Source organism: Tardiphaga sp. 619_E2_N8_4 (genome assembly GCF_051810905.1).
GTDB classification, from domain to species: domain Bacteria; phylum Pseudomonadota; class Alphaproteobacteria; order Rhizobiales; family Xanthobacteraceae; genus Tardiphaga; species Tardiphaga robiniae.
On the sequence record NZ_JBPWQJ010000001.1, the window covers coordinates 1,825,001 to 1,840,968 of the forward strand.

Here is a 15,968-nt window from a genome sequence, read left to right on the forward strand (position 1 = left end):
TTCGTGGCCACCAAGGAAATCCTCGACATGCTCGGCCAGGCCTTCATCCACAAGGCCGCCTCCATGCCGTCGCGCGAGCAGAGCTGAGACAAAGCTGTTTGCCGCTCCGGAATCGGGTGGCGAATGGCTGAAGATCGTCGCAAACTCCGGACCTCACCACATCGGATGCTGATGCGATCGATGGAGGCTCATATGACCGACGTTCAGTTCACTCTCTTCGACACCGCCATTGGCCGTTGCGGCATCGCATGGGCCGATCGCGGCATCGTTGCCGTGCAATTGCCGCAGCCGGACGAAAAGCAGACCCGCGTGCGCATCAAGCAGCGCCATGCGGAGGTCGTCGAAGCTGCGCCGCCGCCTGCGGTACAGGCAGCCATCGACGGTATCGTCGAACTGATGACCGGCAAGCCGGTCGATCTTCTCGATATCGATCTCGATCTCACCGACGTCCCCGAATTCTATCGCAACGTCTATGCGATTGCCCGCCAGATCCCGCCGGGCGCAACGCTGACTTATGGCGATATCGCCAAGAAGCTCGGCGGTGTCGAACTGTCACGCAATGTTGGGCAGGCGATGGGGCAGAATCCGTGTCCGGTGATCGTGCCGTGTCACCGGGTGCTGGCTGCCGGCGGCAAGCCGGGCGGATTTTCGGCCAATGGCGGCGTCGAGACCAAGCTCAAGATGCTCGCCATCGAGGGCGCGTATGTGAATCACACGCCCTCGCTGTTCGACTAGATCTGCCGCAAGATTGCCGCAGGCCTGACGCAGGATTTTCGCAAGCTGACGTGAAATCGCGTCAGGCCGCTTTTCGACCCTAACCCTTTGGCGGAACGGAGATCTTGACCGATTCCCGCTGCAGCATCTTGTTGTGAAAGGCGTCGAGTTTTGGAAACGCCTTGTGCCATCCGCAATCGGGGAAGCGGAAGTCGGCATAACCGAGCACGCAGACGAGCGCGATCTGCGCCGCATCCATCGGGCGCGTCAGAATGTCCGGATGATTTTCGAAACGCGTCAGACCCTGCCAGGCGCGATCCCACTGATCGTCATACCAAGCCTGCCACAGAAGCTCTTTCGGGCGCACGCCGACCTCGTAGCGGCACAGCAGCATCGCATCCGTCATGCCCTGCAGCATCGAATGCTCGCTCTTCACCTTCCAGCGCGCCGGACCCGAGGCCGGGATCAGCTTGTTGCCGCCGGCGAGCTCGTCGAGATATTCGGTGATGACGTAGGAGTCGACGATGACATTGCCATCGTCGAGGATTAGCGCCGGCAATTTCCTGACCGGGCTGATGTCATGGGAATAGGTCTCGTTCTTCTGCGTCGGCGCGACCGAGGCCGCCACCAGTTCGATCTTGTCGATCAGTCCGAGTTCGATCGCCGCGATGCGCACCTTGCGTGCAAAGGGCGAACCCGGAGAAAAAGTCAGCTTCATTTTTGGTCCTTTACTCAGTTCTATTGGTCGTCATTGCGAGCGCAGCGAAGCAATCCAGTCCTTGCTTTGTGGCCTTCTGGATTGCTTCGTAGCTTTCGCTCCTCGCAATGACGAGGAAAGTGATACGCCTTAAGCCGCAACCACTTTCTGCTTCTGCTCACCGAGCTTCTCGATGCCGAGCGTCATGACGTCGCCGACCTCGAGGAATTTCGGCGGCTTCATGCCGAGGCCGACGCCGGGTGGCGTGCCTGTGGTGATGATGTCGCCGGGCATCAGCGTCATCATGCCGGACAGATACGACACGATCTGCGGCACATTGAAGATCATGGTCGCGGTCGAGCCGGTCTGGCATCGCTTGCCATTGACGTCGAGATACATGCTGAGCTTGTGCACGTCGCCGACTTCATCTGATGTCACCAGCCACGGGCCGAGCGGGCCGAACGTGTCGTGCGACTTGCCCTTGGTCCACTGGCCGCCGCGCTCGATCTGGAAGAAGCGCTCGGAAACGTCATTGCAGACGCTGTAGCCGGCGACATGCTTCAGCGCATCGGCTTCGGTCACATATTTGGCTTTGCTGCCGATGACGATGGCGAGTTCGACTTCCCAGTCGAGCTTGGTCGAGCCGCGGGGCTTTTCCACATCGTCATTGGGGCCGCACAGGCTGTTCAGCGCCTTCATGAAGACGATCGGCTCCGACGGAATCGGCATGCCGGATTCGGCGGCGTGGTCGGCATAGTTCAGGCCAATGGCGATGAACTTCGGCTTGCCGCCAACGGGCGAGCCAATGCGCGGCGAGCCGCTTACGGCAGGCAGCGATGCCGGGTCGAGCGCAGCGAGCTTGGCAAGATTGGCGGGCGCAAATGCATCGTCAGCCAGATCCTTCACCTGGCCGGAGAGGTCACGCAGCTTGCCGTCCTTGTCGATCAGTCCCGGCTTTTCGCTGCCGAACGCGCCGTATCTTACGAGCTTCATTGTCGTCTCCCTTGGGGCTTGCCTGAAAGGTTGTGGAACAGGGCGCGGGGAAATTCAACCGCGCGACAGAAAGGTCAGAGCCGCAAAAATCAGTGCTGCAGCGCGGCAAATCTGAAAGCATCGCCCTCGCGCATGATGTGGCCGGCACCGAAGTGACCGCCGATCACCAGTGTCGGCGTATCCGCAAAACGCGAGAACAATGCGCGCCGCGATACGGCGGCTTGCAGGCGATCGGCATCCGCCGTGGACGACCAGTCGAGATGCGCCATCTGCACCGGATGATGTGCGGCGTCGCCCGTCAGCAGCGCTTCCTCGCCTGCGGATTTGATATGCACGCTCATATGGCCGGGGCTGTGGCCCGGTGTCGGGATCAGCGTGACCTCGTCCGAGAGTTGCGCGTCGCTGGCAACGAGATCCATCAGCCCGGTATCGGCGATCGGCTTTACGGAATCGTTGAACACGGCGAGATGCGACGCCGTATCGCTATGCGCCGCCCAGTAGTTGTATTCGTGCTGCCCGAACACATAGCGTGCATTCGGGAATGTCGGCGTCCATTGGCCATCGACCAGTTTTGTATTCCAGCCGACGTGATCGACATGCAGATGCGTGCACAGCACCGTGTCGATACTGTCCGGCGCGAAGCCCGCTGCTGTAATGTTTTCGAGGAACGGCGTGTGCAGGTCATTCCACGCCGGGACTGAACGGCCCTGCTTGTCGTTGCCGAGACACGTATCGACTATGATCCTTTGCGTCGGCGTTTCCACCACCAGCGCATGGATCGACATTTTCAGCCGGCCTTCAGGAGTTGCAAATTCCGGCATCAGCCACGGCAGCGCATGGACCTCATCGGGGCCAACCTGCGGGAGAATGAAGCGTGTGCTGCCAATCGTCTCGCCTTCGATGATCTGCGTGATCCTGACCTTGCCGACCGTCCATTGCATCAGGCGTTCACCCCATTGTTCTTTTTAGGGCTGGAAAGATGCGGGTTTCCGGCGTGGCGCGCAATGGATCATCTCGCGGGGCTGCGCGTTGTCAGAGTGGAACACCGGGCCCTGCAGCGAGGAGCGTGCGATGCCAGAACTAGCGATTTCATCCGAGAAAGTGGGCTTTCTGATCGAGAAGGCGCGGCAGTTCGATGCCAAGGATATCGCCTCGGATCCCGATTCCGGCTCGAACGGCGCCGATGACGACATGATCGATGTGCTGGAGGACAATGGCGAGGACCCCGTGGCGCGGGAAATCGCGGGCTTCATCAGCGCGCTCACCGAGGACGAGCAGATCGATCTTGTCGCCTTGATGCGGCTGGGACGCGGCGACGCCACCATCGAGGAATGGAGCGACTTGCGCCGCGAAGCCGCAGAAGGCCGCAACGGGCGCACAGCGCGCTATCTGCTCGGCGAGCCATTGCTCGGTGATCTTCTTGCCGAAGGCCTGGAAGAATTCGGCGTCGATTGGTCGAGCGAACGCACCACACCCGTCCACTGATTGCGCAACCCAAAAGAAAAGGCGATCGGCCGTGCAGCCGATCGCCTTTTTGCGTCTTGAGATGCTGCCGACTTACATCGTGCCGGGGAAGGCGCCGCCGTCGAGCACGATGTTCTGGCCGGTGATAAAGCCGGACTTCGAACTGCACAGCCAGGCGCAGGCCTGACCGAATTCATCGGGATGACCGAACCGGCCCGACGGATTTTCGGCGGCGCGCTTGGCCAGGATTTCGTCGACCGAAAGACCTGTGGCCTTGACCTGTCCGGCGGCGACGCCCTTCAGGCGGTCGGTGTAGAACGGGCCTGGCAGCAGGCCGTTGATGGTGACGTTCGCACGTACCGTCTTGCGCGACAGGCCGGCGATGAAGCCGGTCAGGCCGCTGCGTGCGCCGTTGGACAGGCCGAGCACATCGATCGGCGCTTTCACGGCGGCTGAGGTGATGTTGACGATGCGGCCGAACTTGCGCTCCATCATGCCGTCTACCGTCGCCTTGATCAGCTCGATCGGGGTCAGCATGTTGGCGTCGATGGCCTTGATCCAGTCGTCGCGAGTCCAGTTGCGGAAATCGCCGGGCGGCGGGCCGCCGGCATTGTTGATGAGGATGTCGATCTGGCCGGCTGCCTTCAGCGCAGCTTCGCGGCCTTCGACCGTGGTGATGTCACCGACGACTTCGGTGACCTCGACGCCGGGATAGGCCTTGCGGATATCGGCAGCGGCTGCCGCCAGCACGTCACCGCCGCGTGCAGTCATCGTGACATGCACGCCTTCTGCGGCCAGCGCTTCGGCGCAGCCACGGCCGAGGCCCTTGCTGGATGCGCAGACAAGCGCGCGGCGGCCTTTGATTCCAAGATCCACGATGTCACTCCTGAAGTTCGATAATCCGAGGGCCGCGTTATAGCGGTTCCGGTGGGGTCTGATAAGGGCGCTCCCGTCAGAGCCGGTGCGCGCGTTTCCATTGCTCGATGGTGGCCGTCACGTCCGGCGGCAGCGATTTGACGCCCTTCTGCCCGGCCAGCGACAGCAGGAGCCGCAGCTGTGAGCCGGTCATATAGGCTGGCTGCCTGTCGGCCGGCACCAACTGGTCGAAGATCAGCACCAGCGTCACCGCGATCAGGCCGACGCGAATGGCGCCGAGCAAAGCGCCGCCGAGCCGGTCGCCGATGCCGATCTCGTGGCCGATCATGTCGTTGATCGCCATGCGCAGCAGCGAGCCCAGCGCAATGCCGGTCACCAGAAAGCTGGCGAAGAACAGCAACGAATTCTGCGAGGTCGAGCTGGTGGTGCTGCCGGACAGATGTGGCGCGATCAGCCCGGTGATCCAGACGGCGATCGGCATGGCCAGCAGATAGCCCAGGATGGTCACGGCGCTGCGCAAGAGGCCGGCGCGGAAGCCGATGACCATGGCGACGATCAGGCCGACATAAACGACGACATCGAAACTGTTCATCGCGGCTTCGTCCCCATGCGGCAATTCCGCGTCAAAGAAATCGGCGGAGCGCGCCGGTTTGCGATCGCGGCAAGGCCGGGTATCACTAGGGCAAAATCAAAGGGAAATGCCATGTCCGGGATATTCGACGTCAGTAAAGAAACCATCCTCATCACCGGAGCCTCGCAGGGCCTCGGCCGACAATTTGCGCGCGTGCTGTCCGCGCATGGTGCAGCTGTGGTGCTCGCAGCGCGGCAAATGGGCAAGCTAGAGAGCCTGCAGAAGGAAATCACGGACAAGGGGGGACGCGCTGTCGCGGTGTCGATGGACGTCACCGACAATGCCTCGATCGCAAAGGCGTTCGATGCCGCTGAAGCTGCGCTCGGGCCGGTCAGCGTGCTGATCAACAATGCCGGCATCGCGGTGGAGAAGATGGCCATCGATCAGACTGAGGCGGATTGGGACGCGGTCATCGGGGCCAATCTCAAGGGCGCCTATTTCGCGGCGACCGAAGCCGCGCGCCGCATGATCGCGCATAAAGTGGAGGGCAATATCGTCAATATCGCTTCCGTCCTCGGCTTCGGGCTGACCAAGGCGGTGTCGCCTTATGCGATCTCGAAAGCCGGCATCGTGCAGGCGACCAGGGCACTGGCACTGGAACTCGCCGCTCACCGCATTCGCGTCAATGCGCTGGCGCCAGGCTACATCGATACCGACATCAACCACGCCGCCTGGGACACGCCCGTGGGCGAGAAGCTGATCAAGCGCATCGCGCAGCGCCGGGTCGGTCATGAGAGCGACCTCGACGGTGCCATTCTGCTGCTGGCCTCGCAGGCCTCGCGCTACATGACCGGCAGCACCGTGACTGTGGATGGTGGCTTTCTGCTGAACTAGGCCGCCAGAGGGCGTCCAGCGGGTCTTTGAAGGCTGTTTGGCTCTGTGCGGTCCGTCACTGGGTCGGACTGTGCCGAAACAAGGCAGATTGGCGCGTTTCCGGACCGTCATAAAAGCGCAAAAAGATCGCCGCAGCCCCTTTCCAAAGCAGGCTGGCATTGGTACATACCCCTCGCACCGAGGGCTTTGCCCCGGTTGCCTTCTCAGGAAGCCTCCGGACTGGGATCGATCGACGCCTTTGCGTTGGCCGACTTCGTTTCGTCTCTGGTTTTCCGAAAGGTTTGGCGCGGGGTGGAGCAGCCCGGTAGCTCGTCAGGCTCATAACCTGAAGGTCATAGGTTCAAATCCTATCCCCGCAACCAAACATCTAATTGATATTTCAGAAAAAACGAAAAGCCGCCCTCTGGGCGGCTTTTCGTTTTTACGTCGTGGCGACGGATGCCTTTCAGGGAAAGAATGTGAGGTTTCCGCAGTGATGCAGGCGCCAACTGGCGATGCCGTTAGCGCCTCGACAGCAATACGATGACAGTTATAGCGAGCAGCAGCGACAGGCCCTTCCAGACCATGTTCGGATTGCGCTCCAGCAGCGGCACGGTCGGCGGATTGAGAAACTCCGCCTTCGGATTGCGCAGGTCGTAAATATATTCGGAGAGTTCGTCGTAGCGCTTCACCGGGTCGGGGTGCACGGCCTTGCGCAACACGCCGTCGATCCATTCCGGAATATCGCTGGCATTGTTGAGCAGCGATCGATAGCGCAACTTGCGGTGCTGCGCGGCATTCGTCGCCTTCGCGACCTCTGCTCCGTAAGGCAGCGTCCCGGACAGCATCTGATAGGTGAGGGTCCCAAGCGCATAGAGGTCGGATTGCGATGTGGCGCGCTTGCCGAAAAACAACTCGGGTGCGGTGTATTGCGGCGTGCCGAGAATGTCGCTGTGCTTGCCGGGTGAATCAGCTTCGGCGACGCCGTTGACACGGGTCGAGCCAAAATCGATGATCTTCACCGTGCCCGTCTTGTCGATCATGATATTGTCTGGCCGAATGTCCTGATGGATCATCTCCATCCGATGGAACGCCTGTAAGCCGCGTGCTATCTGCTCGGTGATGCCGCGCACGGTTTCCAAATCCGGCTTCGGATTGTCGAGCATCCACTGCTTCAGCGTCTGGCCTTCGATGAATTCGGCGACGATGTAGAGGTAGTTGCGCTTGCGCGACTGTCGGCACGGCTTCAGCACATGCGCGCTGTCGATCCGCCGCGCCACCCATTCCTCGATCATGAACCGCTTGAGATAGACCGGGTCGTCGCGCAGATCGATCGACGGAATCTTGATGACAACCTGTTCGCCGGTCTCCACATCGACCGCGAGATAGATGTGGCTGCGGCTGCTGCCGTGCAGTTCGCGTACGATCCCGTAGCCGTCGAACGTCATGCGCGCTTCGAGCAGTGGCGGCAGCGGCAATTGCGACATCAGAATGTCGCTGGCCTCACCGTCCGGCACCGCATCTATCCGCACGATCTGCACGGTGAGGTTGTCCGGGCTGTTCTGCGCATAGGCCTCGTCGACGATCAGCCTCGCGGCAGCATCGAGATCGCCTGCGTGATCGGCAATCGTCGAAGTGATGAAGCGCGCGCTGACGAAATCATAGACCCCGTCGGTGGCGAGGACGTAGACATCGCCGGCATCGATCTGCAGGGCCTGATAGTCGATCTCGATTTGCGGGTTCACGCCAAGCGCGCGGGCGAGGTAGCTCTGCTCGGATGAGATCACGACGCGATGGTCGGTGGTGAGTTGCTCGAGTGCGCGGTCCGATACGCGATAGATGCGGGAATCGCCGACATGAAAGAGGTGCGCTGCGCGTGCGCGTATCACCATTGCACTCAGGGTGCAGACATAGCCGCGATCCTTGTCGTAATGGTAGCGGCCGCGCTGGGTCTGGGATTGCAGCCACGAATTGGTCGCAGCGATGACGCGTTGCGCCGATGTCTTCACCGACCAGGATTCGGATGTGCAGTAATAGTCGGTGAGAAACGATTTGACCGCAGATTCGCTGGCTTCGCCGCTGACCGCGCTGCTGCTGATGCCGTCGGTGATGACGACGGCAATGCCTTTGAGGGTCAACAGCGGCTCGGTCGGAATCAGGGCGCCGTGGAAATCCTGATTGGTGTCTTTGCGGCCCCTGTCCGAATGCTGGCCGATCGAAATCGTCAATTCACGCGGCATGGGTCACACTAATAAAATGACGCCCCAGCTGGAGAAGCCGGGGCGTCGGGTTGCGAGGATTGCGGGGCAGCCTAGCGGGCGAGACTAGCAACGCGCTTCGGAGCTGTCTTGATGTGTGTTGCATACAGCGTTAGGCCGGTGAAGGTAAGGCCGCCAATGAGGTTGCCGAGCACGGTCGGAATCTCGTTCCAGATGATGTAATCCATGATCGTGAACTTGCCGCCGAGCATCAGGCCGGCAGGGAACAGGAACATGTTGACGATCGAATGCTCGAACGTCATCGCGAAGAAGACCATGACCGGCATCCACATCGCGATGACTTTGCCGCTGACGGTTGTTGAGATCATCGCACCGACCACGCCGGTTGAGACCATCCAGTTGCAGAGCATGCCGCGGATGAACAGCGTCAGCATGCCGGCTGCGCCATACTGCGCATAGCCAAGCGTGCGGCCTTCGCCGATATGGCCGATCACCTGACCCACCTTGTCCGGCGGCGTCGAGAAGCCGAAGGTAAACACGATTGACATCATGATGGCCACGATGATCGCGCCCATGAAATTGCCGATGAAGACGAGCCCCCAATTGCGGAGCACGCCGCCGACAGTGACGCCGGGGCGCTTGTCAAGCAATGCCAGAGGCGTCAGCACGAAGACGCCGGTGAGCAGGTCGAAACCCAGCAGATAGAGCATGCAGAAACCGACCGGGAAGAGGATTGCGCCGATAATCGGATAGCCTGTTTGCACCGTGACGGTGACGGCGAACACCGCGGCGAGTGCCAGGATCGCGCCTGCCATGAAGGCGCGGATGATGGTGTCGCGCGTGGACATGAAGATCTTGGATTCGCCGGCATCCACCATCTTGGTCACGAATTCTGAAGGGACGAGATAGGCCATTACTTGAAAACTTTCTTTTGAGCTGGGTTCGGTTGACGTGGCGCGCGCCTATGGGGCGGCGGCGACGCTCATGTTGAGATAGATGCGGCCGTTCTCGAGCTTGACCGGGAAGCTGCGCGCGCAGCCTTTATCAGCGCCCGAGGCTTCGCCATCATCGAGATTGATGATCCAGTTGTGCAGCGGGCAGGCGACCTTGCGACCGTGCACGATGCCTTCGCTAAGCGGACCCCCCTTGTGCGGGCAGCGATTTTCCAGCGCAAACACCTCGTCGCTGGCGGTGCGGAATACCGCGATCTCGCGCCGCGGAGTCTTCACCGTGCGCGCGCCGCGTTGCGGGATCGCGCGCAGTGGGCCGACGTCGAACCAGAAGTCGTTGGATGGGACCATTGTCATGTTCATTCTGCCGGGACGGCTATAATCGAGTTGAGTGTTGCGAGCGGCGTAAATTCATGCTGTTCGCGGCCGGCGGCGCGTTCGGCCCAGGGATCCCTGCGGACCGCGCGCTGTGATTTTTCGAAGCGCGCCAGCAGCGCGCGGCGGTTGTCGGCATCATCCATGATCGCCGCGCGTACCTTGTCGAGGCCGGCATTTTCGACCCACTTCCAGACGCGCTCGAGATAGCCCGCTTCCTCGCGGTACATCTGCATGAAGGCGGCGATGTACTCGATCGCCTCGTCCTCCGTATCGACATGGCCGAGCAGATCGGTCTGGCGGACATGCAGGCCCGCCGCACCGGCGATGTGGATGTCGTAACCGGACTCGACGCAGATCACGCCGATGTCCTTCACCGTGGATTCCGCGCAGTTGCGCGGGCAGCCCGAAACGCCGAGCTTTACCTTCGCAGGCGCCCATGAGCCGCACATGAAACGTTCGAGCTTGACGCCGAGACCGGTCGAGTCCTGTGTGCCGAAGCGGCACCATTCGGAGCCGACGCAGGTCTTCACCGTGCGCAGGCCCTTGGCATAGGCTGCGCCGGAGACGAGGCCCGCACTGTTGAGCTGCGCCCACACCGCGGGCAGGTCTTCCTTCCGCACGCCCAGCAGATCGATGCGTTGGCCGCCGGTGACTTTCACCGTCGGAATCTTGAAGCGGTCGGCGACGTCGGCGATGGCGCGCAATTCGTCAGGCGTGGTCAGGCCGCCCCACATGCGCGGTACGACGGAGAAGGTGCCGTCTTTCTGGATGTTGGCGTGGACGCGCTCGTTGATGTAGCGCGACTGCGCATCGTCGGCATATTCGCCCGGCCACGCGCAGAGTAGATAATAGTTCAGCGCGGGGCGGCAGGACGGACAGCCGCAGGAGGTTTTCCACGCCAGTTCCTGCATCACGGCCGGAACGGACTTCAACTCCTTCGAGAGGATGAAGCCGCGGACTTCGCTATGGGTGAGGTCAGTGCATTTGCACATCGGCTTGCGGCCGGCGGCGGAGTAGTTGTCGCCAAGCGTGGCCGCGAGCAGCGATTCCACCTTCGCCGTGCACTGGCCGCAGGAAGCCGATGCCTTGGTGCGGGCGCGCACATCGTCGAGGGTGGTGAGGCCGTGTGCGGTGATCGCCTGCGTGATCGCGCCCTTGCAGACGCCGTTGCAGCCGCAGATTTCGGCATCGTCGGACAGCGCTGCGACAGCAGCGACCGGATCGAGGGCAACGCCGCCCTGATAGGCCTGGCCGAGGATCAGCGCGTTGCGCATGGCGCCGATATCGGCGTTCTTTTTGAGGAGGTCGAAATACCACGAGCCGTCGGCCGTATCGCCATAGAGCACCGCGCCGATGATGCGGTCGTCGCGCAAGACGACACGCTTGTAGATGCCGCGGGCAGGATCGCGTAGCACGATCTCATCCTTGACGTCGCCTTCGGCGAAATCGCCGGCCGAGAACAGATCTACGCCGGTGACTTTCAGCTTGGTCGAAGTGGTCGAGCCGATATAGCCGTCCACGGTTTCGCCGGCGAGGGTCGCCGCGAGGGTCTTCGCCATGTCATACAGGGGCGCGACAAGGCCGTAGCACTGGCCGCGATGCTCGACGCACTCGCCGACCGCATAGATGTTGTCGTCGCTGGTCCGCAGATGATCGTCCACGACGATGCCGCGCTTGACGTTGAGGTCGGCTAGCTTGGCGAGTGCGGTGTTCGGGCGGATGCCGACCGCCATCACGACGAGATCGGCCGGTAGGGTCCGACCATCGTCGAGCCGGACTGACTCGACACATGTGTCACCGAGGATGGCTGCTGTGTTGGCTCCGGTCAGCACCTCGATGCCGCGCGCCTCGATCGCCTTTTGCAACAGATAGGCGGCGTTGGGATCGAGTTGGCGCTCCATCAGTGTTGGCATCAGATGGACGACGGTCGTTGTCATGCCGCGCATGGCGAGGCCGGCTGCAGCCTCGAGGCCGAGCAAACCACCGCCGATGACGACAGCGTGGCCGCCCTTGCCGGCTGCATCGAGCATCAAGTTGACGTCGTCGAGATCGCGATAGGTGACGACGCCGGGCAGTTCCGCGCCGGGTACCGGAATGAGGATCGGCTTCGAGCCGGTTGCGATAATCAGCGTGTCATAAGCTTCGACCGCGCCGGACTGTGTGGTGACGGTTTTCGCAACGCGATCGATCGCGACGACGAGTTCGCCGCGCCTGAGATCAACCTTGTTGGTCGCGTACCACTCATCGGTGTGGATCAGAATGTCGTCATATGCCTTCTCGCCGGAGAGCACCGGCGACAGCATGATGCGGTCGTAATTAACACGCGGCTCCGCGCCGAACACCACTACGTCGTAGCGGTCTGGTGCGCGTGCGAACAGCTCGTCCATGACGCGGCCGGCGGCCATGCCGTTGCCGAGGATGACGAGCTTCTGCTTCTTTGCGTTCGGTTGATCGAGCATGTGCAAACCTGTTTGGACCGCTGCCGATCGGAAACAGGAACTCGCTCACCAAGCCCGGTAGGGATGGAGTCACGATGACCGCTTCGCACCTGACAATCAGGAAGCGAGCTGTGTCCCTGCGCTTGAAACCAGCAGCGGTTTCAGCATCCGGCGGACGGCGGTCATCATTGACGTAGATATTATTAGCAAATGGCGTGCCAACATACCTGTCGTCTAACATTTTGATTTTTCGAGCATTTCTAAATGGGCTCTGCTGTCGAAGATCAGTCGTGCCGTTAAAACGAGCGGCGTTACTGATTTCCTAGGCAGATGGTTAAATATTGTGCGATGCATTTCAGGTGCGATAATGGCGCTCTGTCTGTGCAGACCACAGGTTCGACGACCGACGCGCGCTCGGCGAGGATCTCGTCGATTTATTAGAGGATCGTTGTAGTGGTGAGCTGGCCGTTCTCTGTGCTCGGCCGGCCATGGCGGCGCAGTACGTAAAGCGTACCGAGGGCAGGGCGCCCGGCTTCGAGGCGCAGTTCGGAATTCTCCTTGCACACGATCTCGAAGTTCGTCGTGGCGCAGGCTTCGAAATATCTCTCGCTATGGGCGAACCGGCCTGACGAGAGCAACGTGAAGTCGCCGTGACCCGCGCGCTCGATGCTCGCTGCGAAGAGGCCGCCTGCAGGTAATACGCGCGCAATCAGGCCGATGAGTTCTTCCAGTCGGCCGAGATAGATCAGAAGATCGGCAGCGAAGACGAGATCGAAGCTGCGCGGGCTGTCCGCGAGATAGCTCACGACATCGGCCTTGATAAGGTCGTGATAGGCGTTCCGCCGTGTTGCGATGGCGAGCATCTTCTCCGACAGGTCGATGCCGGTCAGCCGCGCGCCGAACCGCCCGAGTGGCTCTGCAGCCAACCCCGTTCCGCAGCCGAGATCCAGAATGGTCGCAAGTGTCGGTCGGCAGGACGCAACCATATCGGCGAGTTGCTGCGGCACCTTGTAGCCAAGAATGTCCACAAGCTTGCTGTCGAAGCCCTCGGCGAATTCGTCGAAATGCGATTCGACATAGGCCGCTGGTGCGCGATCATGCGTCTGTCCACCGACGGCATCCAGCAAGTAGCGCTGCACGGGATCGTCCGGCTGGCCTTCCAGTCGCAGATGTCCGACCGTGGCAGCGGCTTCATGCATGCCATAGGCGCTGAACAGCGCGAATGCGGTGCGCAAGACCTCATCCAATGGCTCGGTCTCCTGTCCCGCAAGTGTCGGGTAGCGGTCGATGGCGCCCTGAATGTCGCCGTCCAGCATCGAAGCAAAGGTACGCGCGCGGGCGTAGAGACGCAGTGTCACGCCTTCCAGTGGCACAAAGCCGTTTGCGGTTGCCAAGGCATCGGCGCTCTCGCCAAACCGGCCGGCCATGTAGAAGGCCTGTCCGAGGCAAAGATGCGTGACCGCGTCGATGCCGCCCCAGGATAGTGCGTGTTGCAGATGCATGATCGCCTGCTCGGGACGGCGGGAGCCCAGATATAGCACGCCCAGGCCGAGATGAGCGTCGCCAAGCGAGGCATCGCCCGACAGAGCGCGCAGATAGGCCGTTTCAGCATCATCGATACGCTGCAGCCGGTAGGCGAGGCTCGCATATTGCAGCCATGTCGTCGCGTGGTCCGGATCGATGGCGAGCGCGCGCAACGCACTTGCTTCCGCCAGTTCATCGCGACCGCTCAATTGATAGTCCGTCGCGAGCTCACGCCAGGCGGTGACGTCCGTCGGCATCAGCGCAAGTGCAGCAAGAAGCGCGTCGATAGCGACGTCATGCTGGCCATGGTTGCGGTTGATCGTTGCAAACTGCCGCAGCACAGAACATGCATTGTCGGAATGCTCCATCAGCAGCGCGAAGACGGCGTGCTCCTTCATCCAGCGATCGATCTGATCAGCGGCGTGCTGGGCATCGGGGAGCGTGGCGGAATTCATCGAGTCGATCGGGAAGTTTGATCCAGAGGCATGCGCTATGCTGCTTCTGCCCAATGCGCGCCACGAAGGCAACGTATCGATAGTTCCGTAGAGGTTGTGTCGTGATCAAGAGGTTGTGTGCGAGTACTCGTCTAAGGTTGGATGATCTGATCTGTTGCCGCAGCTTTCAATCCGTATAAGCTGGCTGAAAAGAAACCGATCACTGGGTGGAAATGGAGAAGGCGCGGTGAAGTCACCCGTCGTAAAGCGATCGATCGTCGTCGCCGGACACAAGACGAGCGTCAGCCTCGAAGAGGCGTTCTGGACGGCGCTGAAGGAGATCGCCGGCATGCGCCGGATCACGATGTCGCAGCTCGTCGGTGAGATCGACAAAAACCGACAGCAGAATAACCTGTCCTCGGCGATCAGGCTTTACGCGCTGGCCCATTACCAGGCCCTCGTCCCGCAGCCCGGGCTGTCGTAGGCGTCCGGTAAGCCCTGCGGCGGACCGGCTGGCGGCAAGGCGCATCTGCGCCTACATTCGGTCCAGCCACTTCCACATCAGTCAGGGCCTCTGCATGACCGTTCACCAGCGCAATTTGTCCACCCCCATCGATCCCGTGAAGCTCGACCGTCTGGCCGAAGTCGCCGTAAAAGTTGGGCTGCAACTTGCGCCTGGGCAGGATCTGCTGCTGACCGGCCCCGCCGCGGCGCTGCCGCTGGTGCGCAAGATCGCTGAACATGCCTACAAGGCCGGCGCAGGCCTGGTGACTCCGTTCTTCTCCGATGAAGAGATGACGCTGGCGCGCTATCGCTACGGCCAGGATGTGTCGTTCGATCGCGCCGCCGGCTGGCTCTATGAGGGCATGGCCAAGGCGCTCGGCAACAACACCGCGCGCCTTGCCATCGTCGGCGACAATCCGATGCTGCTGTCTAACGAAGATCCCGCCAAGGTGTCGCGCGCCAGCAAGGCGAATTCCATCGCCTATCAGCCGGCGCTGCAGAAGATCGCCGGCTTCGACATCAACTGGAATATCATCGCCTATCCGACGCTCTCATGGGCCAAGCAGGTGTTTCCGGGCGACGAAGACGACGTTGCCGTGCAAAAGCTTGCGGATGCGATCTTCGCGGCGTCGCGCGTCGACAATGCCGATCCCATCGCCGCCTGGGCGAAGCACAATGCTGCGTTGCGTAGCCGCACCGAATGGCTGAACGGCCAGCGCTTCCATGCGCTGCATTTCACCGGGCCGGGCACCGATCTTGTGGTGGGTCTTGCCGACGGCCATGAATGGGAAGGCGGCGCGTCGACCGCCAAGAACGGCATCATCTGCAACGCCAACATCCCGACCGAGGAAGTCTTCACCACACCGCATGCCGCGCGTGTCAACGGTCATGTCCGATCAACCAAGCCGTTATCCTATCAGGGCACACTGATCGACAACATCGCGGTGCGCTTCGAGGACGGCAAGATCGTCGAGGCGAAGGCCTCGCGCGGCGAGGAAGTGCTCAACAAGGTGCTCGACACCGACGAAGGCTCGCGTCGGCTCGGCGAAGTGGCGCTGGTGCCGCATTCGTCGCCGATCTCGGCGAGTGGCCTCTTGTTCTACAACACGCTGTTCGACGAGAATGCCGCCTGCCATATTGCGCTCGGCCAGTGCTATTCGAAGTGCTTCGTCAATGGCGGCGATCTCACGCCCGAGCAGATCGCGGCGCAGGGCGGCAACAAGAGCTTCATCCATATCGACTGGATGATCGGCTCCGGCGAGATTGACATCGACGGTGTCCACACCGACGGCCGTCGCGTGCCGGTGTTCCGCAAGGGCGAGTGGGCGTAACG

16 protein-coding genes and 1 tRNA gene (1 of these 17 cut by a window edge) are annotated in these 15,968 nt (G+C 61.5%); 7 read left to right on the forward strand and 10 right to left on the reverse strand.

The genetic code is table 11. The features are described from left to right. Positions 1-87: the final stretch of a hypothetical protein gene (locus AB8A23_RS08670; RefSeq protein WP_068729147.1), read on the forward strand. The gene continues 117 nt to the left of window position 1, outside the view; 87 of the gene's 204 nt are visible here — the last part of the coding sequence; its start codon lies beyond the left edge, outside the window; it ends in the stop codon at positions 85-87. Between the two features lie 105 nt (positions 88-192). After that, positions 193-735 carry a methylated-DNA--[protein]-cysteine S-methyltransferase gene (locus tag AB8A23_RS08675; protein WP_439059899.1) on the forward strand — a complete coding sequence of 181 codons (543 nt, stop codon included), beginning with the start codon at positions 193-195 and terminating at the stop codon, positions 733-735. 79 nt (positions 736-814) lie between these two features. On the opposite strand, the gene AB8A23_RS08680 is transcribed toward AB8A23_RS08675, so the two are convergent. From AB8A23_RS08680 to AB8A23_RS08690, 3 genes are all read right to left on the reverse strand, one after another. Further along, positions 815-1,432, reverse strand: a complete 618-nt coding sequence (locus tag AB8A23_RS08680) for a glutathione S-transferase family protein (protein ID WP_439059898.1) — start codon at positions 1,430-1,432, stop codon at positions 815-817. Positions 1,433-1,561: 129 nt separating this feature from the next. Next, complete coding sequence (locus AB8A23_RS08685) at positions 1,562-2,404, reverse strand: fumarylacetoacetate hydrolase family protein (RefSeq protein WP_439059897.1); 843 nt, start codon at positions 2,402-2,404, stop codon at positions 1,562-1,564. An 89-nt stretch (positions 2,405-2,493) separates the two neighbouring features. Beyond that, complete coding sequence (locus tag AB8A23_RS08690; protein WP_439059896.1) at positions 2,494-3,345, reverse strand: MBL fold metallo-hydrolase; 852 nt, start codon at positions 3,343-3,345, stop codon at positions 2,494-2,496. A 130-nt stretch (positions 3,346-3,475) separates the two neighbouring features. Here AB8A23_RS08690 and AB8A23_RS08695 point away from each other — a divergent pair, with 130 nt between their 5' ends. After that, a complete protein-coding gene (locus AB8A23_RS08695) occupies positions 3,476-3,889 on the forward strand; it encodes a DUF3775 domain-containing protein (RefSeq protein WP_089266221.1) in 414 nt (137 codons plus the stop codon). A gap of 72 nt (positions 3,890-3,961) precedes the next feature. Here AB8A23_RS08695 and AB8A23_RS08700 read toward each other — a convergent pair whose 3' ends face one another. Both AB8A23_RS08700 and AB8A23_RS08705 read right to left on the reverse strand, forming a co-directional pair. Then, positions 3,962-4,744 carry an SDR family oxidoreductase gene (locus AB8A23_RS08700; RefSeq protein ID WP_175367646.1) on the reverse strand — a complete coding sequence of 261 codons (783 nt, stop codon included), beginning with the start codon at positions 4,742-4,744 and terminating at the stop codon, positions 3,962-3,964. Positions 4,745-4,820: 76 nt separating this feature from the next. Next, complete coding sequence (locus AB8A23_RS08705) at positions 4,821-5,336, reverse strand: CvpA family protein (protein WP_439059895.1); 516 nt, start codon at positions 5,334-5,336, stop codon at positions 4,821-4,823. Positions 5,337-5,447: 111 nt separating this feature from the next. Here AB8A23_RS08705 and AB8A23_RS08710 point away from each other — a divergent pair, with 111 nt between their 5' ends. Next, positions 5,448-6,209, forward strand: a complete 762-nt coding sequence (locus tag AB8A23_RS08710; protein WP_184512096.1) for an SDR family NAD(P)-dependent oxidoreductase — start codon at positions 5,448-5,450, stop codon at positions 6,207-6,209. A gap of 285 nt (positions 6,210-6,494) precedes the next feature. Then, positions 6,495-6,571 (forward strand) — tRNA-Met (locus AB8A23_RS08715). Positions 6,572-6,709: 138 nt separating this feature from the next. Here AB8A23_RS08715 and AB8A23_RS08720 read toward each other — a convergent pair. From AB8A23_RS08720 to AB8A23_RS08740, 5 genes are all read right to left on the reverse strand, one after another. After that, complete coding sequence (locus AB8A23_RS08720) at positions 6,710-8,428, reverse strand: protein kinase domain-containing protein (protein ID WP_439059894.1); 1,719 nt, start codon at positions 8,426-8,428, stop codon at positions 6,710-6,712. Positions 8,429-8,499: 71 nt separating this feature from the next. Then, positions 8,500-9,321 (reverse strand): formate/nitrite transporter family protein, encoded by an 822-nt coding sequence (locus tag AB8A23_RS08725; protein ID WP_175367737.1) that lies wholly within the window; start codon positions 9,319-9,321, stop codon positions 8,500-8,502. A 48-nt stretch (positions 9,322-9,369) separates the two neighbouring features. Next, positions 9,370-9,714 (reverse strand): nitrite reductase small subunit NirD, encoded by a 345-nt coding sequence (gene nirD, locus AB8A23_RS08730; protein ID WP_374725601.1) that lies wholly within the window; start codon positions 9,712-9,714, stop codon positions 9,370-9,372. Positions 9,715-9,716: 2 nt separating this feature from the next. Then, positions 9,717-12,194, reverse strand: coding sequence for a nitrite reductase large subunit NirB (nirB, locus tag AB8A23_RS08735; protein ID WP_439059893.1), 2,478 nt, complete (start codon positions 12,192-12,194; stop codon positions 9,717-9,719). A 416-nt stretch (positions 12,195-12,610) separates the two neighbouring features. After that, complete coding sequence (locus tag AB8A23_RS08740) at positions 12,611-14,152, reverse strand: methyltransferase domain-containing protein (protein WP_439059892.1); 1,542 nt, start codon at positions 14,150-14,152, stop codon at positions 12,611-12,613. Between the two features lie 226 nt (positions 14,153-14,378). Here AB8A23_RS08740 and AB8A23_RS08745 point away from each other — a divergent pair, with 226 nt between their 5' ends. Together AB8A23_RS08745 and AB8A23_RS08750 are read left to right on the forward strand one after the other, a co-directional pair. Next, positions 14,379-14,615 carry a ribbon-helix-helix domain-containing protein gene (locus AB8A23_RS08745; RefSeq protein WP_439059891.1) on the forward strand — a complete coding sequence of 79 codons (237 nt, stop codon included), beginning with the start codon at positions 14,379-14,381 and terminating at the stop codon, positions 14,613-14,615. A 94-nt stretch (positions 14,616-14,709) separates the two neighbouring features. Then, a complete protein-coding gene (locus AB8A23_RS08750) occupies positions 14,710-15,966 on the forward strand; it encodes an aminopeptidase (protein WP_439059890.1) in 1,257 nt (418 codons plus the stop codon). The last annotated feature ends 2 nt before the right edge of the window (positions 15,967-15,968 follow it).

Excerpts from the sequence above, each read along its gene's own strand:
- AB8A23_RS08675 (WP_439059899.1), top strand. The coding sequence starts at position 193 with ATGACCGACGTTCAGTTCACTCTCTTCGACACCGCCATTGGCCGTTGC.
- AB8A23_RS08680 (WP_439059898.1), bottom strand. The coding sequence starts at position 1,432 with ATGAAGCTGACTTTTTCTCCGGGTTCGCCCTTTGCACGCAAGGTGCGC.
- AB8A23_RS08710 (WP_184512096.1), top strand. The coding sequence starts at position 5,448 with ATGTCCGGGATATTCGACGTCAGTAAAGAAACCATCCTCATCACCGGA.
- AB8A23_RS08740 (WP_439059892.1), bottom strand. The coding sequence starts at position 14,152 with ATGAATTCCGCCACGCTCCCCGATGCCCAGCACGCCGCTGATCAGATC.
- AB8A23_RS08690 (WP_439059896.1), bottom strand. The coding sequence starts at position 3,345 with ATGCAATGGACGGTCGGCAAGGTCAGGATCACGCAGATCATCGAAGGC.
- AB8A23_RS08750 (WP_439059890.1), top strand. The coding sequence starts at position 14,710 with ATGACCGTTCACCAGCGCAATTTGTCCACCCCCATCGATCCCGTGAAG.
- nirB (WP_439059893.1), bottom strand. The coding sequence starts at position 12,194 with ATGCTCGATCAACCGAACGCAAAGAAGCAGAAGCTCGTCATCCTCGGC.
- AB8A23_RS08695 (WP_089266221.1), top strand. The coding sequence starts at position 3,476 with ATGCCAGAACTAGCGATTTCATCCGAGAAAGTGGGCTTTCTGATCGAG.
- nirD (WP_374725601.1), bottom strand. The coding sequence starts at position 9,714 with ATGACAATGGTCCCATCCAACGACTTCTGGTTCGACGTCGGCCCACTG.
- AB8A23_RS08725 (WP_175367737.1), bottom strand. The coding sequence starts at position 9,321 with ATGGCCTATCTCGTCCCTTCAGAATTCGTGACCAAGATGGTGGATGCC.
- AB8A23_RS08705 (WP_439059895.1), bottom strand. The coding sequence starts at position 5,336 with ATGAACAGTTTCGATGTCGTCGTTTATGTCGGCCTGATCGTCGCCATG.
- AB8A23_RS08720 (WP_439059894.1), bottom strand. The coding sequence starts at position 8,428 with ATGCCGCGTGAATTGACGATTTCGATCGGCCAGCATTCGGACAGGGGC.
- AB8A23_RS08685 (WP_439059897.1), bottom strand. The coding sequence starts at position 2,404 with ATGAAGCTCGTAAGATACGGCGCGTTCGGCAGCGAAAAGCCGGGACTG.